Genomic DNA, 21,698 nt, shown 5'->3' on the forward strand with positions numbered 1-21,698 from the left:
CGGGCTCTTTTTTATTGCGCTGTGACGATCAGCCGTTCGGGCGCGAGTACGCCCTCGCCCGCGCGCGCGACGCCGAGCAGGCGTCCGCCCTCTTGCGAATAGACACGCACGCGACCGGCTTCGAGTCGCGATTCCACGACATCCGCGAGCCGCAGGCGCTGGCCGTGCAGAAAGCGTCGCGCCGCGTCGTCGTTCAACCGCACGGCGGGAAACGTGGACAACAACGCGTCGACAGGCTGAAGGCGTTCGTCGCGCTCGGCTTCGGTCAGACTGCCGAGTTGATCGAGCGTCACCGCGTGTTCGAGCGTCAACGCGCCGACGCCCGTGCGCCGCAACGCCGTCAGATGCGCGCCGCAACCCAGCGTCTCGCCGATGTCCTCGGCCAGGGTACGCACATACGTGCCCTTGCTGCACGTCACGCGAAACGTGACGAGCGGCAACGCGCATGAGATCAACTGCAACGCGTGAATCGTCACCTGGCGACCTTCGCGCTCCACCGTCTGCCCTGCGCGAGCGTATTCGTAGAGTGGCTTGCCATCGCGTTTCAGCGCGGAATACATCGGCGGGACCTGCACGATGTCGCCCAGAAACTTCGTCAGCGCTTCGGCAACCGCCGCTTCGTCGCACGTTACGTCGCGCGTATCGATGGCCTCGCCTTCGGCATCGCCCGTTGTCGTGCGCACGCCCAGGCGCATAGTCGCTTCGTAGGACTTGTCGGCCTCGAGCAGATCCTGCGAAAACTTCGTCGCCTCGCCGAAACACAGCGGCAGCAAACCCGTCGCGAGCGGATCGAGCGTGCCCGTGTGGCCCGCCTTCTTCGCCAGATAAAGCCGCTTCGCCTTGATCAGCGCATCGTTGCTCGACAGCCCGAGCGGCTTGTCCAGCAGCAGCACGCCATCGAGCGCGCGGCGCGGGATCTTCGGCCGCGCTTCGTTCTTCGGACCGCCCATCGCTCAGGCGCCTTCCTTGTCGTCGTCCGCATCCTTCGCGCGCGACGCATTCGCTTCGTCGATCAGGCGCGACATCTCGACGGCCTTCTCGATCGTCTGGTCGTAGTGGAAATGCAGCGTCGGCACCGTGTGGATGTGCAGGCGCTTGAACAGCATATTGTGCAGATGCCCCGCCGCGTGATTCAGACCTTGCTCGGTCTGCTTCGGATCGCCAGTGAGCGTCGTGAAGTACACCTTCGCGTGCGCATAGTCGGGCGTCAGCTCGACGCTCTGAATCGTCACGAGACCCACGCGCGGGTCCTTGACTTCGCGCATGAGTTCCGAAAGGTCGCGTTGAATCTGATCCGCAATCTGCACGTTGCGGTTCGCGGATGTCCGTCTTTTAGCCATGATGTCGTTTCCGTATTTCTTTTTCCGCCGCCTGAAGCAAAAAGGGCGGAGCGAGCCACCAGGCTCACCCCGCCCTTTTATCAGCGGCTAGCGCATTACAGCGTGCGAGCCACTTCCGTCACTTCGAAGACTTCGAACTGATCGCCTTCGACGATATCGCTGAAGTTCTTGATCGACATACCGCACTCGAAGCCCTGACGCACTTCCTTGACGTCGTCCTTGAAGCGCTTGAGCGAATCCAGCTCGCCCGTATGGATCACGACGTTGTTGCGGATCACGCGCACCGACGAGGAACGCTTCACCACGCCGTCCGTCACCATACAACCGGCGATGAGGCCGACCTTCGGCACGCGAATCACCTGACGCACCTCGACCGTACCCGTCACCGTCTCGCGCTTCTCCGGCGCGAGCATGCCGGACATCGCTGCCTTCACCTCATCCACAGCGTCGTAGATGATGTTGTAGTAGCGGATGTCGATGCCGTTCGACTCGGCCAGCTTGCGGGCTTGAGCATCCGCACGCGTGTTGAAGCCGATGATGACCGCCTTCGACGCCGTCGCCAGGTTGACGTCCGACTCGCTGATCGCGCCGACCGCGCTGTGCACGATCTGCACGCGCACTTCGTTGGTCGACAGCTTCTGCAGCGATTGCACCAGCGCTTCCTGTGAGCCCTGCACGTCCGCCTTGACGATGAGCGGCAGGTTCTGCACTTCGCCTTCGCCCATCTGCTCGAGCATGTTTTCCAGCTTGGCGGCCTGCTGCTTGGCCAGCTTGACGTCGCGGAACTTGCCCTGACGGAACAGCGCGATTTCGCGCGCCTTGCGCTCGTCCGGCAGCACGATCACTTCCTCGCCCGCCGCCGGCACTTCCGACAGACCCTGGATTTCCACCGGGATCGACGGACCGGCGGTCTTCGTCGGCTTGCCGGTTTCGTCCAGCATCGCGCGAACGCGGCCGTAGGCGCTGCCCGCGAGAACCACATCGCCGCGGTTCAGCGTGCCCGACTGCACCAGAATGGTCGCGACCGGGCCCTTGCCCTTGTCGAGCTTGGCTTCGATCACAAGACCCTTGGCGGGCGCGTCGACCGGCGCGGTCAGTTCCAGCACTTCGGCCTGCAGCGAGACGTTTTCCAGCAGATCGTCGATACCGCGGCCGGTCTTCGCCGAAACTTCGATGAACGGCGAATCGCCGCCGTACTCTTCCGGCACCACGCCTTCCGCGACGAGCTCCTGCTTCACGCGCTCGGAATTCGCTTCCGGCTTGTCGATCTTGTTGATCGCGACGACGATCGGCACGCCGCCCGCCTTCGCGTGGGCGATCGCTTCCTTCGTCTGCGGCATCACGCCGTCATCGGCCGCGACGACCAGAATGACGATGTCGGTTGCCTTCGCGCCGCGCGCACGCATGGCCGTGAAGGCTTCGTGACCCGGCGTGTCGAGGAAGGTGATGACGCCGCGCGGCGTTTCGACGTGATACGCGCCGATATGCTGCGTGATGCCGCCCGCTTCGCCCGCCGCCACTTTCGCGCGACGGATGTAATCCAGCAGCGAGGTCTTGCCGTGGTCGACGTGACCCATGACGGTGACGACCGGCGGACGCGGCAGCTTCTCCGCCGTTTCCTCGGTGGTCTCGCCTTCGACGAGCAGCGCTTCCGGATCGTCCAGCTTCGCCGCGACCGCACGATGGCCCAGTTCTTCGACGACGATCATCGCCGTTTCCTGATCCAGCACCTGGTTGATCGTGACCATCTGGCCGAGCTTCATCATCACCTTGATGACTTCCGAAGCCTTCACCGACATCTTGTGCGCGAGGTCCGCCACCGAAATGGTTTCCGGGACGTGCACTTCACGGATGATCGGCTCGGTCGGCGCCTGGAACGTGGTCTGTTCCTGATGCTTGCCGCGACCCTTCGGGCCGCCGCGCCAGCCGCGATCGACACCGCCGCTGCTGTCGCCGCGCGTCTTGATGCCGCGCCGCTTCGATGCGTCGTCCTGCTGCCAGCCGCCCTTGCCGCCAGCCTTCTTCTTGTCGCCAGCGCCAGCCGGAGCCGTCGATGCGGGCGCAGCCGCGCCTGCAGCCGGCTTCTTCGCTGCGGGACGTGCAGCCTGCGCGCCTTCCGGCTTCGCGGGCTTGTGCAGCGTGCCCTTCGCTTCAGCGGCCTTCGCCGCTTCCGCCGGCTTCGGTGCGGGCGCGGGTTCCGGCGCCTTCACCTGCGTTTTGCGCGGCGTGTTCATCATTTCGCGGATCGCGCGTGCTTCGGCCTCGGCCGCCGCACGGCGCTTCGCGATGGCTTCCTGTTCGAGGCGCGCCTTTTCGGTCGCCGCGCGCGCATCTTCCTCCGCCTTTTTGGCGGCTTCGCGTTGCGCTGCACGCTCGCTCGCAGCCTTTTCTTCGGCTGCCTTTTCGGCGGCTACGCGCTGCGCGTCGTCGTTCTGCTTCGTGTCCTGCTTGGCTTCCGCCGTGACCTGGGCGCGCACTTCCTGACGCGCGGCCTGTGCCGCACGCGAGATTTCCGCCGCCTGAGCGGCAGCCGCCGCACGGCGCGCCGCTTCTTCTTCCTGCTTGCGACGTTCGGCTTCGGCCGCTTCCTCGCGGGAACGGCGCTCGGCTTCCTCGGCTTCGAGACGCGCCTGACGTTCCTTCAGCTCGCGCTCTTCGCGCTCAAGCTGCTCGGCGGCATGACGCGCTTCTTCCTCGCGGCGCTGCAGTTCGGCCTCGTCGACTTCCGGCTCTTCGACGTGGTTCGGCGCCGCTTCGGCCTGTTCCAGACCGGCTTCGTCGCGCTTCACGAACACACGCTTCTTGCGCACCTCGACCTGAATGGTGCGAGCTTTACCCGTTGCGTCAGATTGCTTGATTTCCGACGTATGCCGGCGGGTCAAAGTGATCTTGCGCTTGTCGGCGTCGGCGGAACCGTGCGACTTGCGCAAATGATCGAGCAGACGCGCCTTGTCCGTTTCAGACAGGTCGTCGTTCGCGCTCGCTTTCTGGACGCCAGCCGCCTGCAACTGCTCGAGCAGGACGCCCGCAGGCATTTTGAGTTCCGCGGCAAATTGGGCTACGTTGTTACTCGCCATTCATTCCTCTTGATGCAAGGACAGATCCTTGCGGTTAGATCGGGGTCACGCGGCCAGACAGGCCGCCAAATATCAGTGCGCCATGGTCATTTCTCACTGGAACCAGTGTTCACGTGCTTTCATGATCAACGCCTTAGCGGCATCCTCTTCCATTCCGGTCATTTCGACCACTTCATCGACTGCCAGCTCCGCGAGGTCGTCGCGGGTCTGAATCTGGTGCTCGGCGAGCTTGGCCAGCAGCTCGTTGTCCATGCCGTCGAGGCTCTTCAGATCGAGCGCGACGCCTTCCACTTTCTCTTCGTTGGCGATCGCCATCGTGAGCAGCGCGTCGCGCGAGCGGTTACGCAGCTCGTGCACGGTGTCTTCGTCGAAGGCTTCGATTTCGAGCATTTCGTTGAGCGGCACGTAGGCGATTTCTTCGAGGCTCGTGAAGCCCTCGTCGATCAGGATGTCGGCGACTTCCTCGTCCACATCCAGACGCGCCATGAACAGGTCGCGCAACTTGCCACGCTCTTCGTTCTGCTTCAACGCCGACTCGTCCGGCGTCATGATATTGATTTGCCAGCCGGTGAGTTCGGAGGCGAGCCTCACGTTCTGGCCGGCACGGCCGATGGCGACGGCGAGCTCGTTCTCGTCCACGACCACGTCCATCGAATGCTTTTCTTCATCGACGACGATCGACTGGACGGCTGCCGGCGCAAGGGCGCCGATCACGAACTGCGCGGGATCTTCCGACCATAGCACGATGTCGACGTTCTCGCCACCGAGCTCGTTGCGCACGGCCTGCACGCGCGAGCCGCGGATGCCGACGCACGTACCGATCGGGTCGATGCGCTTGTCGTAGGCGATCACACCGATTTTCGCACGCACGCCGGGATCGCGCGCGGCTGCCTTGATTTCCAGCAGACCTTGCTCGATTTCCGGCACTTCCAGTTCGAAAAGCTTCATCAGGAACTCGGGCGCGGTGCGCGAGAGTTCGATCTGCGGGCCGCGCGCGGTGCGGTCGACCTTCGCGATATACGCCCGCACGCGGTCGCCCACGCGCAGGTTTTCCTTCGGGATCAACTGGTCGCGGCGCAGCAGCGCCTCGACGCGGCCCGATTCGACGATGAAGTTGCCCTTGTCCAGGCGCTTCACCGAGCCGGTCATGATCTTTTCGCCGCGCTCGAGGAAGTCGTTCAGGATCTGCTCGCGCTCGGCGTCGCGCACCTTCTGCAGGATTACCTGCTTGGCGGCCTGCGCGCCGATACGGCCGAATTCGATCGACGGAATCGGCTCCTCGATGAAGTCGTCCACCTCGGCGTCGGGCTTCTGTTCCTTCGCTTCGAACAACAGGATTTCCTGATCCGGCTCTTGCAGGCCGGCCTCGTCCGGCACGACACGCCAGCGGCGGAAGGTTTCATGCTCGCCGCTCTCACGGTCGATGGCGACGCGGATATCCACGTCTTCCTCGAAGAGCTTCTTCGTTGCGGAAGCAAGCGCAGCTTCCAGCGCTGCGTACACGACGTCCTTGTTGACGTTCTTTTCGCGTGCCAGCGCATCCGCCAGCATCAATACTTCGCGACTCATTGTTTGCGGCTCCTAAAATCAACCTTGGGAACGAGACGTGCCTTATCGAGGTCCGCGAGCGTGAAATCGAGCATCGCGGCGCCGTCCTTCCCTTCAAATTCCAATCCGATCTTTTCGCCGTCCGGCGCATGCAAGATGCCACGGAACGACTTGCGCCCGTCCAGCGGCTTTTTCAGCGTGATGGAGACTTCGCTCCCCGCGAAGCGCTCGAAATCCGCCAGTTTCTTGAGCGGACGATCGAGTCCCGGCGACGATACTTCGAGCCGGTCGTAATCGATATTTTCGACTTCGAGCAAGTATTGGAGCTGACGTGTGACCTTCTCGCAGTCTTCGATGGCGATACCAGCCGGCTGGTCGATATATATACGCAGCATGCCGCCTCCCGAACGCTCGAGATCGACAAGCTCGTAGCCAAGGCCCGAGACCGTGGTTTCTATCAATTCCGTCAGTTGCACAGTAACTCCAAGGTGTTTCGCGCACTCCACGCCAAAACACCTGCGGGCGAGCGCCTTCATGCGGGCGCGCACCCCTGCTCCCGAGATGCCGAACCGAATAGCCAAAAAAAAATGGGCGCAACGCCCATCATCTTCAACCGAGGTCGCACCCGGGCAGCAAAAAAACTACGTGCCCAGCGACTTCGTGATTTTAGCCATTTTTCAGGATAAACGCAAACGTACCGCGCGCTTTGGGGCCCGTTGTGGCCAGTTTCACGTCGATTCGTTCGCCCAGTCCCGAAGCGCACAGCATATGTTTTTCGCTGCCGGCAGCAGGTCCGAAGCCTCGGACCCGCCTGCCAGCAAGGTCTTTACATTTCTTTGCGCTTTCTGCGGGCTCAGCGGCCGCGCGAGCGATTGCGCGTGCCACGATTGGCGCCGCCGCCGGCCTTGCCTTGTCCGGCGCCCTGCTGCGCGCCGCCCTGGCGATTACCGCGCGGTGCGTTGCCACCGCCCGCGGCGCGCTTGCCCGCGCCACCCACGCCCTGCGGCGCGCCTTGCGGACGCGGACCGCGCGGACTCGGACGGCCGCCGTTCGCGCGATTGCCGGTCGGCTCGTTGCCGCCGACACGATTGCCGTTCGCCTCGCGCCCGCCGCGACGCCCCATGCCGCCGGCATTGCCGGCGCCCGCGTTGCCGCCGAATCCACCCATGCCGCCGAGCCCGAAACCGCCGGCCACGCCGCCCGGCTGGCCGCGCCGTCCGCCACGTCCCGGCGTCTGCTGCTGCGTCATGCGCGAGTGCGAGCTCAGCACCGGCTCGCGCGTGATGAAGCCCATCGACGTCTGCATCGGGTCGGGTTGCACGCGCGGCGCGGAACTGCGTGCGCCCTTCTCGGCCGTCGGCAGCTTCAGGCCAACTGACTCCATCAGGCTGCGCACCTGATTGTCCTCGAGCTCTTCCCAGCGGCCGCGCTTCAGGCCGCGCGGCAGCGCGATCGGGCCGTGACGCGTACGGATCAGGCGGCTCACCATCAGACCCGCCGCCTCGAACATGCGACGCACTTCGCGATTGCGGCCTTCAGCCAGCGCGACGTGATACCAGTGATTCGTGCCCTCGCCCCCGCCATCCTGAATGCGCAGGAAGTTGGCGGGGCCGTCGTCGAGTTCGACGCCCTTCAGGAGCTTCTGCTTCATCCCCTCCGACAACTGGCCGACCACGCGCACCGCGTATTCACGCTCGACGCTGTAGCGCGGATGCATGAAGCGGTTCGCGAGATCGCCCGACGTCGTGAGCAGCAGCAGGCCTTCGGTGTTGAAGTCGAGGCGCCCGACCGCAAGCCACTTGGCCGTTTTCATCGAAGGCAGTTTGTCGAACACGGACGGACGGCCTTCCGGGTCCGCGTGGCTGACGATCTCGCCCGTCGGCTTGTGATAGAGCAGGATGCGCGGCGGCTTGCTCGCGAGCTTGCGCTTGAGCGGCTTGCCGTTGATACGCACCTGATCCGACGGCATGATGCGCTGGCCGATGTGCGCCGGCTCGCCGTTCACCGAGACGCGCCCGGCGATGATCAATTCTTCCATGTCGCGGCGCGAGCCCATGCCCGCGTCGGCGAGCACCTTGTGCAGCTTCGGGGCGTCGTCGTCCGGTTCCAGCACGCGCTTCTGCTGCGGGGCGTTGCGGCCGCGTCGCAGCATCGGAGCGCGCACTCCGGAACCGTTGTCGGCGTCGAACGCCGGCGAAGTCACGTAGGCGAAGACGTCGTCGACGGCGGCAGCGGCCGCGCTCTCGACCGTCGCGGGCCCCGCGTCGCTGCGCTTGCCGCGCCTGGGCGGCTGCGGACTCTTGCGTCGGCCGCCTTCGCGCGGCGCGGGCGCGGCGGCTTGCGGCACTGCTTCATCGGTTGCTTCGACAGGGGTCTCGCCAGTCTCGGCGCGCGCGTTCTTGCGGCCACGCGGATTCGCCCCTTCGGTCTTGCGCGGCCTGGCGGCCGGGTCCTTGCGCGGCGCGCGTACCTGCGCTGCGACGACGCCATCGGGCGGCGTTTCGTTCACGGCATCCGGCGCGGCCGGCGCGCCTTCGGTACCCTTGGTCTTCGCGACAGCGCGACGCCGTGCGATCAGACTGCGCGGCCCGCGGCGCAGTCCGCGGCGCGGACGGTCGTCGCCCTCGGCGCCTTCATCGGCGCGGTCGGTACGCGTGCGTTCGCCGGCGTCGGCCGACTCAGGTGCGTCCGCGGCGTGCACGGGGCGCGCGGATTCAGGCGAATCGCTGTCGTGGGAGTGTGTCAAAACAACCTCAAATGTCGAATCGCGCGCCCGTCGCGGGCGCGTCTAAAAATCCGCTGATCGCTCCGGCTGGTCGTCTCGAAATGATCTTTATGGAGAGCCGGGTTGCGAAATCAGGGGCCATGCAATTTGCGTCAGGCGCGGCGCGCCGTCGGTTCTTCGGAGTCGTCGTCCAGTTCGGCGTCGTTCGATGGACTCGCTGCTGCTTCCTCTTCACGCGGCATCGGCACGGGCGCGGCGTGCGTCTCGTGCGCGGCGCCCAGCGGCTGCGCGTGAATCCCGGACGGCGATGCGACGCGCTCGTCGTGCGCGTCCGCATGTTCCGTTCCGAGTATGTCCTGCGGTTCTTCTCTTGCTTCTGGCTCTGCGCTCATACCGGCGGCGCTCTCATCGCTGCCGGATGCTTCGGTTTGCGCCGGCTCCAGCGACTCTTCGGCGTTGACCTGCACGGCGGCATCGCGTTCCCCGACGTTCGGCGTTTTCGCGTCGCCGGCGACGCTATCGGGGAAGTCGATCGAATGCTGCGCGAACAGCGACGCCTCGAATTGCGCCGACGGATTGTCCAGCGCCGGCAGTTCGTCGAGCGCGGTCAGGCCGAGGTCGTCGAGGAACTGCTTGGTCGTTGCGTACAGCGCCGGGCGGCCCGGCACGTCGCGATGTCCGATCACCTCGATCCAGCTACGGTCCTCCAGCTGCTTCACGACCTGCGTGTTGACCGTCACGCCGCGAATCTCTTCGATATCGCCCCGCGTCACCGGTTGACGATACGCAATGATCGCCAGTGTTTCGAGTACGGCCCGTGAATACTTGGGCGGCTTCTCCGGATGCAGCCGATCGAGATAGGTCCGCATCGCGGGCTTGCTTTGAAAACGCCAGCCCGAGGCAAGCGCCACCAGTTCCACGCCGCGGCCCGACCAGTCGGCCTTGAGCGCTTCAAGCAACGTGCGAACGGTGTCCGCCGCGATGTCATCGGCGAACAGCTTGCGCAATTCATTCAGCCTCAGCGGTTCCTGCGCGCAAATCAAGGCAGTCTCGAGGACGATCTTCGCCTCTTGGGTATTCATGCAGCTTGGGTCAACCCTGTATGGTCAATGATTCAATTCAAATCGAGCTTGCACGCGGCCGAACGCTACCAAAATGGTGCGAACGATAAAACTGGACGCGGATTTTCAAGACGCGCTCGCCCGATTGTAATCGGTCATATTGATTGGGAGCACGCACCGGGGAGAGGCGGATTCGGGCGACCGGTGAGCGGTCGCCGGGCCATCCCAGCCGGACGAGGTGGCGCTTTCCTAGGCGAAAGCGCGTGACTGAGCGCCATATTACGCAAAAACAACCGGGGCGTAAAGGTGAACGCTTCATTGCATTCGAACTCACTTGACGCCGGGGACATTCGCTCACGCACCTCGATCGACGCCACGCGCCGCCAGGAAACGCTGCAACCGCTCGACGCCCGCGTCGAGCCGTGAAGGATCGCACGCATAGCACCAGCGCACGAATCCTTCGCCTTCCGGACCGAACGCGCTACCCGGCGCAAGCCCGAGACCGGCCTCGCGCACGAGCGACTTACACAGCGCAAGACTGCTATGCGCACCCGGCAGCGAGAAGAACAGATACATCGCGCCATCGGGCGCGCGCACGTCGACGCCTTCGACCGCCTGCAAGGCCGTGACCAGATGATCGCGGCTCGCGCGCAGATCGGCGACGAGCGTTTGCGTGAAGCGCTCGCCCTCGTCCACCGCGACGACACCGGCCTGCTGCACGAACGACGGCGCGCACGAGGTGTTGTATTCCACCAGTTTGCCGAGATCGTCCATCAACTGCATGGGCGCGACGAGCCAGCCGAGCCGCCAGCCCGTCATGAGCCACGCCTTCGAGAACGAGTTCACCGCGATCACGCGTTCATTGCGCGCGGCGAGATCGAGGAACGACGGCGCCGCCTGGCCGGGCGCGTCATTCCCGTAATACAGACGCTCGTAGACTTCGTCCGCGACGATCCAGATGCCAAGACGCCGGCAATGCTCCAGCACGGTGCGTTGCTGCTCGCGGGTCATCGTCCAGCCGGTCGGATTGTTCGGCGAGTTGATCATCAGCATCCGCGTGCCCGGCGTGAGCGCCGCGAGCAGGCGATCCAGATCGAGCGTCCAGCCGCGCGCGCCGTAGTCCAGCGCAACGGTATCGACGCTCGCACCGAGGATCTTCGGAATCTCGACGAGGTTCGGCCACAGCGGCGTCACGGCGACGACGCGATCACCCGCGCCGACCACCAGTTGCGCCGCCAGCATCAACGCATTCACGCCGGCGCTCGTCACGGCGATGTGCGCCGGCGTCGTCGGACCGTGCAGCGCGCTCACGTAACGGCTGAGCGATTCGCGCAGCGGCGCGATGCCGAGATTGTGGGTGTAGAACGTGGCGCCGTCGGCGAGTGCGCGGCTCGCGGCGTCGCGGATGAACTCGGGCGTCACGCGATCCGATTCGCCGAACCAGAACGGCAGCACGTCCGCGACGCCGAAACCGGCGTTCGCGACCTCGCGGATCTGCGACGGCCTCAGCGCCCGCACGGCGTCCCGCGCATTGGGCGCACCGGATCCGTGCGCGCCCGCCAGTTGGCTCAATTCGCTGACCACCGCTCCTTCCGATTCGCTCATCGCCTGCCCCGTCGTCTTGTCTTAAAAATAGAGTCTAACGCGCGCGCCGTACGTTTCGGGACGCGCTGCGGCGTCATCCGAGGTCTTCCGCACGCGCGGGCAGCGACGCGATCAGCGACCAGACCGATTCCGCCGCGGGCGACAGCGAACGATCGCGCCGCCGCACCAGTTCCACGGTCCGCTCGGCGCGCGGTTCGAGCGGCAGCGCGACCAGCGACGAATCCGCCGGCAAAGGCAGCGCGAGCCAAGGCAGCACGCTTACGCCAACGCCCGCCTCGACGAGCCCGAATACCGTCGCCGAATGGCCGAGCTCCTGCACGACATGCGCCTCGACGCCGTGCTCCTGCATCACCGCGTCGATTATCGGCCGGCTGCCGGATGCGTAGTCGAGCATCACGAGCCGCTCGCCGGCGAGCGCTTCCCACGACACCGCGGTTTCGCGCCCGAGCCGATGGTCGCGCCGCACGACGAGACAGAAGGAATCGGTCATCACGGGCTCGCCGTGCAGCTCATCCGAGGAAAACGGGCCGATCACCACGCCGAAGTCGACTTCGCCAGACTTGACCTTGCGCAGCACGTCGGACTGAACGTCGTCGCGCAGACTCAGATTGATCAGAGGAAACTGCCGCAGGCACGACGCGAGCACACGCGGCATCAGCCGGCATGCAACGGTCGGGCTCGCTGCGACGATCACGCGTCCGCGGCGCTGCTGCCCGAGATCGCGGACTTCGCGCAGCGCTTCGTCGAGATCCGCCAGAAGGCGCGACACGGTGCCGACGAGATTCACGCCGACATCCGTCAACTGGACTTCACGCGTGGTCCGGTCGATCAGCTTGAGGCCGATTTCCCCTTCCAGTTCGCGGACGCAGCGGCTGACCGCCGATTGCGTCAGACCAATCTCATCGCCCGCGCGGCTGAAGCTGCGCAGTCTCGATACCTCGATGAAGACGCGCAGCTGCCGCAACGTCACGTTCAATGGCGCGTTCATTCAGAATGCTCATCAATGACCCTGTTTCATGCGGAATTATAGACTGTCATTGGTCTGATTTCATGCGCGAACGTACGTTTCGCTGCGGTGCAGCAAATTGCGCAAACGCACGTCTGCTGGGCCTATTGCACTTGATTGGTGATTGTCCCGATTTCTTAATCAGTCTGTTTCGGGTCTGATACGGGCCATGCTGACATCGCGTCAGCCTACTGCCATGCGGGTTTCCCGGATTTCACGACATGCATGGCACGGTTCTCGCATTTCATTGCGCACAGAGGTCGGAGTCATTACGCGGTTATATCGAAACATCGTCCGCCGTAACCGCTCCGGCCTTCCCAGGTATTCGTTCATCGGATTCCGACCAGAGTGCGCGGCGCGGGGCAGCGCACCGGGGTTAGCTTCGCTGAGGTGAGATATGGTGCTGTTCGACGATTTGAGAGATAACGAGTGGGCGCTGGTTGAGGCGTTGTTCTGTTCCGAGCCGGCGCGTAGCGAGCGGCGCGGACGGCCGCGCGTCGAGGCGCGAGCCGTGGTCAACGCGGTGTTGTGGGTGCTGTCGACGGGCGAAGGCTGGTCGAAGCTGCCCGGACGCTATCCGTCGCCGCCGACCTGCCGTCGTCGCTTTGACGAGTGGCAAGCGGACGGCACGCTGGCCGAGATCGTGAAGCGCCTTTCCAGCAACGGCCGTGAAGTGTCGTTGCGCGGGCGCATCGGTTCGAGCGCCGCGAAGCCGCCGGCACCGCCGAGCCGCGATCGCCTGCGCGGCGCATTCTGGACCAACCCGGAATCGTGGCGCGCGCCGGCCAAGATGGCCTGAGCGTCTCCATTTCTGCCGGAGCCGGCCCTCGCCGGCTTCGCTGAGAAATTTCATCCGCTCGCGCAGACCACGCCCTGCGCGGGTTTCCTCTCCGCCGAAATCTGCGCCTCGGGCTATCGTGCCCTTGCGCGCCATGACCGGCTGCATGGCCGCCGATGTTACGTCGTAACACGGGCAAGCCGCGCGCGGCCCACGGCGAAACAACTCTTTACCATTCCTTACAGCGCTCCGGCGGCTCGAAGCATAGCTTGGTGAGTGATCGAACAAGCCTCACGAAGGCTTCGAGGATTTCCACCATGAAGGCATCGACTCTGCTCGTCCACGGCGCTTTCATCGCCCTCACGAGCACTGCGGCGATGAGCCAGGCACAACCTCCGCCTCCGGCTTCCGATTTCCATGTGAGCACGAAGGCTTCGATGGCCGCGTCGCAGAACGCCGGCCGCAATCGCGACGCTTCGCCTCCCGCACCGCGTGGCGATCTGCGGGGAGACATCGCGAGTAACGTCCGCGCTCGCCCTGACCCAGAGCGGGAGTCGCGCTCGCAACATCATTGAGCCTGCGTCACGACGTCGAACGATCTTGCGCATGCGCGGAACCACTCCGGCGCGCGCCAGTCACATCCAATGCCATGAACAGCGTGGCAACAGTGAGATCCGGTCTGCCCGTGTCCTTCGCGATACGGGCATTTTTTTGGCCGTGCCACAAACCCAGGCCGTTTGTCAGCCTTTTTCGTTCGACGACAATGTACCCTCGACCCAAACGTCGACTGTCGACCGCGTCCGGACGTGCCCGGCAGTCCCTAGACTCGCGCCTCCAGAACCGCTTCCTGACCACCGAACGTGTAGCGTTCCGCGCGGCGCAAATCCCAGTCGCTGGAGCGCTCGTCGCGGCAAAGCCGGGAAAACTCATGCTTGCCGCGATCGGTGACCACCGCGATGTCGACCGGTGCATGAAATCCCGGCGCGGGCGCCACGGTGCGCTGCCGTGCGAGTTCGAGCAAGCCGAGCGCGCGCAAGAGATCGAATACGTTGGGGCGTTTCGCCCAGGGAACCTGACGATACTGCGCTCGGCGAAGTGCCTCGAGTACAACTTCGTTGGAATACGTGGTCATCTCGTTCTTTCTTCCTGTGCAGCCATGACGACGCTCGTGACGGTCGCACGACGGTCCGCGACGTCGACTAAACGCGGCGCGCCGAATTCCGTCTGCGAAGCCAACTGAATGAATCACAGTCGAATGTTTGGCCGCCGCTTGCGTTAGGTGCTGCTTTCTATTACAAGCCCCCGTTGAGAGCGCGCTGATCACGCGCTTTACTGCGACACCGCCGATGCGTTCCGAAGTACGCGATGACGGAACGAATTGCCCTTAAACCAATACGTTACCCCAATCAAATTGGTTCTATTCACTTTATTGCTGCTTTTTTTTGCATTATTTGCGCTATGGCGACGCCGCCGCGCGCAGATCGCGATTGTCGTGGCGGCGCTTGCGTGGGCCATCGGCGCGGGCTGGCTGGCGACGCCCCTGCTCGACCTCGCCCAACATGGCTATCGTCAGACGGACATGCCGGCATTCGCGCCCAACACGACGATCGTAATGATGGGCGGCGGCACGGATCGCAGCGGCCCGGAACTCGTCCCGAAGCACAACGCGATACGGCGCATCGCCGCTGTGGCGACGCTGTACCGGCAGTGCCGCCAGACCGGCGCCTCGTGCAAGGTGATCCTGAGCGGCGGCGATCCGCAGCGCCACGGTCAGGCCGAAGCCGATAACTACGCACCTTACGTGCTCGCTGAAGGCATCGCGCCCGGCGATCTCGTGCGCGAGAACCAGAGCCTCAATACCTACGAAAACGCACGCAACGTGGCCGCCATTCTGGGCGCCGCACATGACAACCGTTTGATCGTCGTCACATCCGCGTATCACATGCGGCGCTCATTGCGCGCCTTCGAAGCGTTCGGCTATACGCCCGCGCCCTACGTGTCCGATGTGCGAAGCTACCGTGCCACGTTCTTTCCGCGCATTCGGGGCTTCACGAATAGCGAACTCGCCATGCACGAACTGGTGGGACTCGCGCGCTTCGATGTCTACCGCTGGCTGCATCTTTATTGATCGCGAGTCTTCCCGACAAAGTGCAATGATAAGCACTCTGAAGTAATCCGCTCGATCCGCTGGCTTCAAATCGACGCACGACACACCGTTGCCCGATTCCGGGCTTATCATTCGGTTTGTCTGATCGTCACGCGCGCAGGATCGGCGCACGACGTCTCGCGCAGCAGCGGGAGCGATTCTTGCTCAGACAAAGCGTCATTCCACTGGATCTGACAGGCAAATTCCGGGTTCAACTACTACTAGGAGGTAACAATGAAGAAAGTGTCCCTGGCTGTTCTGTTGTCCCTCAGCGCGGTCGCATCGGGCGCGTACGCCCAGAGCGATCAGGGCGTGATGATGAGCACCGATCCCGCGAAGATCGCTGACATCGAATCGCGCGCGCAAACCTTGCAGACGCAGCAGGACAACGCGCAAAGCGCCCGCATGCAGGCGCCCGCGCACAAGTCGATGCAACACAAGAAATCGCACGGCAAGCCAGCGTCCGGCTCGAGCCAGTAAGTCCGGCCTTCGGTAAGGCGCGGGGCCATTCACGCCGCGTTGGGTCGATGCATCGATCCAACGCGGCGCGGACCTTTATTGATAAGGCCCGCAGCGCTGCGACGTCACACGCGCGAAGCCCGATGCGCCACCCAGTCGCCGCTCTCGATACGCGGCCGACCCGTCGCGGCAGCCGCCGCAACCGGATAGATCAGGCAATCGATCCGATCCTTTCTGCCCTCGACATCGACCTCCACATGCAGGCGATGCGAACGGAACAGGCCTTCCACCCCCGGATACACCTCCTCGATCTCGTCGAGCACCGGCACGAGCGCGTCGTCGATCCGGTAGACATCGCCGCGAATCGGCGCGCCTGACTCGTCGATCACCAGCCCTGGATACGTTCCGAAGTCGAAAAGCCGCCCGTGAACGTGCGCGGCGCCGAGCCATTCGGGTATCGCGATGTCGTGCCGCTCGGCGGCGCGGTTGATATCGTTGACTTCGCCCGCGCGCAGCGTGCCGTAGACAAAAACGTATTGCATCGAAACAGGCGCTCCCGATGTCGTAAGGATGAACGACGGCATTATGCGCCGTGCAAAAATCGTGGCGCGCCCGCGCACGCGCTTTCGGCTACCATCGGCGCGTGGCTCGAAGCCCATTTCAACCCCCAACCAACATGGCTACGTTTGTCGAATCCAGATCGTCGAGCGAGGAAGTCGAGCATCTCGACATTCCCATCGAGCATTCGCCGACCCTCGATCATCCGATTCGCGTGCGATCGCGGCCGGTTGCCTACGGCGTGCGTATTGCGCTGCACACGCATCCGTGGGCGCAGGTCGCCTATACGTCACGCGGCGTGCTGCGCGTCGCGACCGTCGATTCAACCTGGATGGTGCCGCCCTCGCGCGCGATCTGGGTGCCGCCCAACGTCACGCACGAAGTGGTGATCGTCGAGGACGCGTATCTGCGCACGCTCTATGTCGATGCGAGCGTCGTGCCGGCCGGTCTCGGCGCGTGCCGTGTCGTCGAGGTGTCGCCGCTCTTGCGCGAAGTCATTGCCGCGCTCGACGACGAAACGATTTCCCGCCAGCGAGAGCGGCTGCTGGGCACGCTCGCACTCGACGAGATCATCCGTTCGCAGCCGCTGCCGCTTTCCGTGCCGATGCCCAACGAGAAGCGTCTGCGCGCCTTATGCAACGCCGTGCTGGCCGATCCCTCGCACTCCGATCTCGAACGCTGGTCGTCGGAAGCTGGCGCGAGCACGCGCACCATTGCGCGGCTTTTCAGGCGCGAGCTTGGTGTGAGCTTTTCGCAATGGCGTCAGCAAGCCGTGCTCGCGCGCGCGATTCCTCTGCTGAGCCAAGGCCGCCCACTTGCGCAAGTCGCGCGTGAGCTCGGCTATCAAAGCCAGAGCGCATTTTCCGCGATGTTCCGTCGTGCGTTCGGCGAAAGCCCGCGGGCATTTTTCGCGCGTGACGGCCACGATGATCGCGACACGCGCGATGTCGACGGCGCCTGAGGCACTGCCCTACATGCGCCGCACCATATGCCGGATGGCGCCGAGCTGCGCGAGCCGCGATCCGGCCGGCCGATAACCCAGCCGGACGTAGAGTCGCGCCGCCGGATTATCGACGAACACTCTCAACTGGCATTCGGCGAGCCCGCGCGAGCGCGCCCAGCGATGCGCGGTGTTGAGCAGGAACGTCCCCGCACCGCGTCCGCGATAACCCTGCGCGATCTGCACGTCGCGAATATGCAGCGAGTTGTCTTCCTCGGTGACGCGCATCACGCCGATCGGCATGCCGTCCGCCTGCAGGATGAAATTCTCGGATTCGCGCCAGCTGGAGAGGAAGAGATCGCCGCGCCACACGAGATTGTGACGCCGGTAATAGCCGACCATGTTGTCGTGCGTGAGCGCTTCGGCGAAGGCGAAGTCGGCCATGGTCGCCTGGCGCAGTTGATAGAGCGAGAGGTCTTCGGTCGGATCGAGCATCGCACGGGCACGAGAACAAGTGCCTAAACACTAAGACAGTGCGCGCGGACTGGCAATGGCCATTATTACGGCCCCGAGGCAGGCCAGTAGCGGAACGGGGAAAACGCGGGCAAAAAAAATCCAGCCGGAAGGCTGGATTTCTCGAACAACGATTTGGCGGAGCGGACGGGACTCGAACCCGCGACCCCCGGCGTGACAGGCCGGTATTCTAACCAACTGAACTACCGCTCCACTTCTTTTCATCGATTCGCAGTGTCATCTGCGAGTCTTGCAGCGCTTTACTGGCAGCCGCCGATGTTCTGGCGTCCCCTAGGGGATTCGAACCCCTGTACTCACCGTGAAAGGGTGATGTCCTAGGCCTCTAGACGAAGGGGACTTCAACTTCTACACACTTTGCGGCGAAAAAAAACCGGCTCTCATTAGCCGGAGTGTTCCTGCTCGCAAGTTTGGCGGAGCGGACGGGACTCGAACCCGCGACCCCCGGCGTGACAGGCCGGTATTCTAACCAACTGAACTACCGCTCCACTTCTCTTCATCGATTCGCAGTGTCACTTGCGAATCTTGCAGCGCTTTACTAGCAGCCGCCGATGTTCTGGCGTCCCCTAGGGGATTCGAACCCCTGTACTCACCGTGAAAGGGTGATGTCCTAGGCCTCTAGACGAAGGGGACAGAAACTTGTGATTCTGTCTTTACCGCTGTTTCGCTGATCTGCTCATTTACTTGCCGCATATCAGCGAAGACCGAAATTCTATACAACTTCATGCTGCTTGTGAAGTATTTTTTGCGACTTCCGTAACTCCGGAGAACCTGCTTCGCTACTTCATCTGTTCTTTGGTGGAGGTAAGCGGGATCGAACCGCTGACCTCTTGCATGCCATGCAAGCGCTCTCCCAGCTGAGCTATACCCCCTTGCAGAACAGAAACGAGATTGTATAGGGCGTTTTTGAAGTTGTAAATACCATCTGATGACTGAAGCGAAATTTATTTGCCTCGCTTCCCGCGATCACGCGCAATGGATGACGCGCCGCGCGTTTCGGCCCGTCATCCTTCCCGGCGCGTTCAGCCTGCCGCCTTTTCCAGACGTTTCAACACGGTTTCGCGGCCGAAAAGCATCAGCACGGCATCGATCGACGGCGTGTGCGTCGTGCCCGCGACCAGCAGGCGCACCGGCATCGCGAGTTGCGGCATCTTGAGCTTATGCGCGGTGAGCGTGGCTTTCAGCGCCGCAGCAATCGCTTCCTTGGTCCAGTCGATGTCGGCGAGGGCCGCACGCAGCTCGGCGATGGCCGGACGCACCGTGTCGGTGACGTGCTGCGCGAAGGCGTCCGGATCGATGGCAGGCTCGCGATAGAACATCGCGGCGTTATCGGCGATTTCCTTGACCGTCGACGCGCGATCCTTCAGCAGTGCGATCGCCTGATCGAGCGGCGCGCCGCCGTCGATGGCCGCGGCATCGATACCCGCCTGCAACAGGAACGGCCGGGTCAGCTCAGCGAGACGCGCGTTGTCCGCTTCCTTGATGTAATGCGCGTTCAGCCAGTTGAGCTTGTCGTGGTCGTACTGCGCGGGCGACTTGCCGAGATGCTCGAGATCGAACCATTCGACGAACTGCTCGCGCGAGAAAATTTCCGCATCGCCATGCGACCAGCCCAGACGCGCGAGATAGTTCACCACCGCTTCGGGCAGATAGCCGTTGTCGCGATAGCCCGTCACGCTCATCGCGCCGTGGCGCTTGCTCATCTTCTCGCCCTGCTCGTTCAGCACCGTGGGCAGATGCGCGTAGACCGGCGCTTCGCCGCCGAGCGCACGCAGGATGTTGATCTGACGAGGCGTGTTGTTCACGTGATCGTCGCCGCGAATGACGTGCGTGATCTTCATGTCGAGATCGTCGACGACCACGCAGAAGTTATAGGTCGGCGTGCCGTCGGGACGCGCGATCACGAGATCGTCGAGTTCGTCGTTCGAGATTTCGATGTGGCCTTTCACCGCGTCGTCCCACGCGACCGCGCCCGTCAGCGGATTGCGGAAACGCACGACCGGCGTCACGCCCTCCGGCACCGGCGGCAGCACCTTGCCGGGCTCGGGACGCCACGTGCCGTCGTAGCGCGGCTTTTCGCCCGCGGCGCGCTGGCGCTCGCGCAGCGCGTCGAGTTCTTCCGTCGACATGTAGCAGTGGTACGCAAGGCCTTTCTCCATCATCTGCGCGACAACTTCGCGATACCGGTCCATGCGCTGCATCTGATAGAACGGGCCTTCGTCGAAATCGAGCCCGAGCCACGCCATGCCGTCGAGGATCGCATCGACCGATGCGTCGGTGGAACGCTCGAGATCCGTGTCCTCGATGCGCAGCACGAAGGTGCCCTTCATCTTGCGCGCGAACGCCCACGGATAGAGCGCGGAGCGGATGTTGCCGAGATGGATGAAGCCAGTCGGGCTCGGTGCGAAGCGGGTACGGACTTGGGTGGTCATTGCGGTTTGCTCGATGGATGGCGGGCACGCGGGTGCGCCGCGTTTGGGCCTCAGGCCCGCCCAAAATGAGACGAAATTATACTCGCCACCTGCTTTGCGTCGGTCCGATGGCCTTTTGTTTTATGATGTGCGCGCTTTTCCCGATCTCCCGCAACGCCCGCATGGACGGAGCGCGCGGGACCCGCTGCACCGCTGGAGCACACCTTGAATTCATCGTCACCCCGTCTTTCGCGCCGCGCGTTTTCGCTCGCGGCCGCTTCGTCCGTTCTTGCCGCCTGCACAACCACGAGCGGCGGCGTCCCGGGCGGAGCCGCCTCCGTCCCGCCGACGAAGACCGAGCCGCAGCAGCCGTTGCGCATCGGCCTCGCGCTCGGCGGCGGCGCCGCGCGCGGCTTCGCGCACATCGGCGTGATCAAGGCGCTGGAGGCGCGCAACGTGCGCGTCGATCTGGTCGCGGGCACGAGCGCGGGTTCGGTGATCGCGGCGTTGTACGCGTCGGGGATGAACGGCATCGCGATCAACAAGCTCGCGCTGACGATGGACGAAGCCTCCATCAGCGACTGGGCGATGCCCTTTCGCGCGCGCGGCATCCTGCAGGGCGTCGCGCTGCAGAACTACCTGAACAAGACGCTCGACAATCGTCCGATCGAAAAGATGGCGAAACCGCTCGGCATCGTCGCCACGGATCTGAGGAGCGGCCAGCCGATCCTCTTTCAGCGTGGCAACACGGGAATCGCGGTGCGTGCGTCGTGCAGCGTGCCGTCGATTTTCGAGCCGGTGAAGATCGGCGAGCGCGAGTATGTCGACGGCGGGCTCGTGAGTCCGGTGCCGGCGGCGTTCGCGCACAAGATGGGCGCCGATTTCGTGATCGCCGTCGATATCTCCGCGCGGCCGGAGAGCGGCCTGACGTCGAGTTCGTTCGACGTGCTGATGCAGACGTTCACCATCATGGGCCAGACGATCAAGGCCTACGAACTCGACAAATACGCGAACGCGGTGATCCGCCCGAATCTCGCCGCGATGAGCAGCAGCGATTTCAGCCAGCGCAACGCATCGATTCTCGCGGGCGAGGAAGCGGTGGCGAAAATGTGGCCGACGCTGCAGCATCAACTGGCGGAACGCGGCGCGCGGGTCTGAGCGTTTTTCTCCCCCGAATGCGACGAGGCATCACAAACGCGCGGCCGTGATCGCGAAATTGATTCGCATTGCAAAGTGATGACAACGCGCAAAAAACAAAACGGCGGCTTCTTGCGAAGCCGCCGTTGCCGGGCCGACACTGAAACCGGAGATCAATAATCCGCGTCTTCGATCCACGCTGCCTGGATCGCCTCCAGAATCTTCTCGTTGGATTTTTGTGGGTCGTCGTCGAATCCGTCCAGTTCCGTCACCCAGCGATGCAGGTCAGTGAAACGCACATATTGGGGATCGATATCCTGATGCGCGTCGGTAAGTGCCATCGCGATGTCCTGAGTATCCGTCCACTTCATGGGCG

Annotated in this window: 19 protein-coding genes and 5 tRNA genes; 5 read left to right on the forward strand and 19 right to left on the reverse strand. The window is 63.8% G+C overall.

Annotated elements, in window-relative coordinates; translation table 11 throughout:
* Positions 1-11 precede the first annotated feature (11 nt).
* The 9 genes from truB to BTHE68_RS07685 form a co-directional block, all read right to left on the reverse strand.
* The gene (gene truB / locus BTHE68_RS07645; RefSeq protein ID WP_162065822.1) at positions 12-950 is read right to left on the reverse strand and encodes a tRNA pseudouridine(55) synthase TruB; all 939 of its coding nucleotides are present in this window, start codon (positions 948-950) and stop codon (positions 12-14) included.
* Between the two features lie 3 nt (positions 951-953).
* Complete coding sequence (gene rbfA / locus BTHE68_RS07650) at positions 954-1,340, reverse strand: 30S ribosome-binding factor RbfA (protein ID WP_061179349.1); 387 nt, start codon at positions 1,338-1,340, stop codon at positions 954-956.
* Positions 1,341-1,435: 95 nt separating this feature from the next.
* Positions 1,436-4,417 carry a translation initiation factor IF-2 gene (infB, locus tag BTHE68_RS07655; protein WP_162065823.1) on the reverse strand — a complete coding sequence of 994 codons (2,982 nt, stop codon included), beginning with the start codon at positions 4,415-4,417 and terminating at the stop codon, positions 1,436-1,438.
* Positions 4,418-4,510: 93 nt separating this feature from the next.
* Complete coding sequence (nusA, locus tag BTHE68_RS07660) at positions 4,511-5,986, reverse strand: transcription termination factor NusA (protein ID WP_162065824.1); 1,476 nt, start codon at positions 5,984-5,986, stop codon at positions 4,511-4,513.
* The gene (gene rimP / locus BTHE68_RS07665) at positions 5,983-6,441 is read right to left on the reverse strand and encodes a ribosome maturation factor RimP (RefSeq protein ID WP_062254666.1); all 459 of its coding nucleotides are present in this window, start codon (positions 6,439-6,441) and stop codon (positions 5,983-5,985) included. The genes nusA and rimP overlap by 4 nt, the downstream gene beginning before the upstream one ends.
* A 377-nt stretch (positions 6,442-6,818) precedes the next feature.
* Positions 6,819-8,711 carry a 23S rRNA pseudouridine(2605) synthase RluB gene (gene rluB / locus BTHE68_RS07670; RefSeq protein ID WP_174257997.1) on the reverse strand — a complete coding sequence of 631 codons (1,893 nt, stop codon included), beginning with the start codon at positions 8,709-8,711 and terminating at the stop codon, positions 6,819-6,821.
* Positions 8,712-8,842: 131 nt separating this feature from the next.
* Entirely contained in the window at positions 8,843-9,772 is a 930-nt protein-coding gene (gene scpB, locus BTHE68_RS07675; RefSeq protein WP_162065825.1) for an SMC-Scp complex subunit ScpB, read from the reverse strand.
* Between the two features lie 333 nt (positions 9,773-10,105).
* On the reverse strand, positions 10,106-11,356 hold the full coding sequence (locus BTHE68_RS07680) for a pyridoxal phosphate-dependent aminotransferase (RefSeq protein WP_162065826.1): 1,251 nt from the start codon (positions 11,354-11,356) through the stop codon (positions 10,106-10,108).
* A 73-nt stretch (positions 11,357-11,429) separates the two neighbouring features.
* Positions 11,430-12,332, reverse strand: coding sequence for a LysR family transcriptional regulator (locus tag BTHE68_RS07685; protein ID WP_162066825.1), 903 nt, complete (start codon positions 12,330-12,332; stop codon positions 11,430-11,432).
* Between the two features lie 427 nt (positions 12,333-12,759).
* On the opposite strand from BTHE68_RS07685, the gene BTHE68_RS07690 reads away from it, so the two are divergent.
* Positions 12,760-13,161: a transposase gene (locus tag BTHE68_RS07690; RefSeq protein WP_008349224.1), complete on the forward strand. Its 402-nt coding sequence runs from the start codon at positions 12,760-12,762 to the stop codon at positions 13,159-13,161.
* 799 nt (positions 13,162-13,960) lie between these two features.
* Here the strand turns inward: BTHE68_RS07690 and BTHE68_RS07695 are convergent.
* The gene (locus BTHE68_RS07695) at positions 13,961-14,272 is read right to left on the reverse strand and encodes a hypothetical protein (RefSeq protein WP_061179341.1); all 312 of its coding nucleotides are present in this window, start codon (positions 14,270-14,272) and stop codon (positions 13,961-13,963) included.
* Between the two features lie 360 nt (positions 14,273-14,632).
* Here BTHE68_RS07695 and BTHE68_RS07700 point away from each other — a divergent pair, with 360 nt between their 5' ends.
* Both BTHE68_RS07700 and BTHE68_RS07705 read left to right on the forward strand, forming a co-directional pair.
* Positions 14,633-15,268, forward strand: coding sequence for a YdcF family protein (locus BTHE68_RS07700; protein ID WP_232077862.1), 636 nt, complete (start codon positions 14,633-14,635; stop codon positions 15,266-15,268).
* A 252-nt stretch (positions 15,269-15,520) separates the two neighbouring features.
* Complete coding sequence (locus BTHE68_RS07705) at positions 15,521-15,766, forward strand: hypothetical protein (RefSeq protein ID WP_162065828.1); 246 nt, start codon at positions 15,521-15,523, stop codon at positions 15,764-15,766.
* 104 nt (positions 15,767-15,870) lie between these two features.
* Here BTHE68_RS07705 and BTHE68_RS07710 read toward each other — a convergent pair whose 3' ends face one another.
* Positions 15,871-16,287: a gamma-glutamylcyclotransferase family protein gene (locus BTHE68_RS07710; protein ID WP_162065829.1), complete on the reverse strand. Its 417-nt coding sequence runs from the start codon at positions 16,285-16,287 to the stop codon at positions 15,871-15,873.
* Positions 16,288-16,421: 134 nt separating this feature from the next.
* Between BTHE68_RS07710 and BTHE68_RS07715 the strand changes: the two genes are divergently transcribed.
* On the forward strand, positions 16,422-17,264 hold the full coding sequence (locus BTHE68_RS07715) for an AraC family transcriptional regulator (RefSeq protein WP_162065830.1): 843 nt from the start codon (positions 16,422-16,424) through the stop codon (positions 17,262-17,264).
* Positions 17,265-17,273: 9 nt separating this feature from the next.
* On the opposite strand, the gene BTHE68_RS07720 is transcribed toward BTHE68_RS07715, so the two are convergent.
* The 7 genes from BTHE68_RS07720 to gltX form a co-directional block, all read right to left on the reverse strand.
* The gene (locus BTHE68_RS07720) at positions 17,274-17,738 is read right to left on the reverse strand and encodes a GNAT family N-acetyltransferase (RefSeq protein ID WP_162065831.1); all 465 of its coding nucleotides are present in this window, start codon (positions 17,736-17,738) and stop codon (positions 17,274-17,276) included.
* 154 nt (positions 17,739-17,892) lie between these two features.
* A tRNA-Asp gene (locus tag BTHE68_RS07725) sits at positions 17,893-17,969 on the reverse strand.
* Between the two features lie 69 nt (positions 17,970-18,038).
* Positions 18,039-18,114: transfer RNA gene (locus tag BTHE68_RS07730), tRNA-Glu, on the reverse strand.
* Positions 18,115-18,185: 71 nt separating this feature from the next.
* Positions 18,186-18,262 (reverse strand) — tRNA-Asp (locus BTHE68_RS07735).
* Positions 18,263-18,331: 69 nt separating this feature from the next.
* A tRNA-Glu gene (locus tag BTHE68_RS07740) sits at positions 18,332-18,407 on the reverse strand.
* Positions 18,408-18,570: 163 nt separating this feature from the next.
* A tRNA-Ala gene (locus BTHE68_RS07745) sits at positions 18,571-18,646 on the reverse strand.
* A gap of 150 nt (positions 18,647-18,796) precedes the next feature.
* The gene (gltX, locus tag BTHE68_RS07750; protein ID WP_162065832.1) at positions 18,797-20,206 is read right to left on the reverse strand and encodes a glutamate--tRNA ligase; all 1,410 of its coding nucleotides are present in this window, start codon (positions 20,204-20,206) and stop codon (positions 18,797-18,799) included.
* Positions 20,207-20,410: 204 nt separating this feature from the next.
* Here gltX and BTHE68_RS07755 point away from each other — a divergent pair, with 204 nt between their 5' ends.
* Positions 20,411-21,343 carry a patatin-like phospholipase family protein gene (locus BTHE68_RS07755; RefSeq protein ID WP_162065833.1) on the forward strand — a complete coding sequence of 311 codons (933 nt, stop codon included), beginning with the start codon at positions 20,411-20,413 and terminating at the stop codon, positions 21,341-21,343.
* Positions 21,344-21,495: 152 nt separating this feature from the next.
* Here the strand turns inward: BTHE68_RS07755 and iscX are convergent, their stop codons facing one another.
* A complete protein-coding gene (gene iscX / locus BTHE68_RS07760) occupies positions 21,496-21,693 on the reverse strand; it encodes a Fe-S cluster assembly protein IscX (protein WP_061169811.1) in 198 nt (65 codons plus the stop codon).
* Positions 21,694-21,698: the final 5 nt, after the last annotated feature.

The sequence above is a fragment of the Burkholderia sp. THE68 genome, from assembly GCF_009938265.1.
GTDB lineage: Bacteria > Pseudomonadota > Gammaproteobacteria > Burkholderiales > Burkholderiaceae > Caballeronia.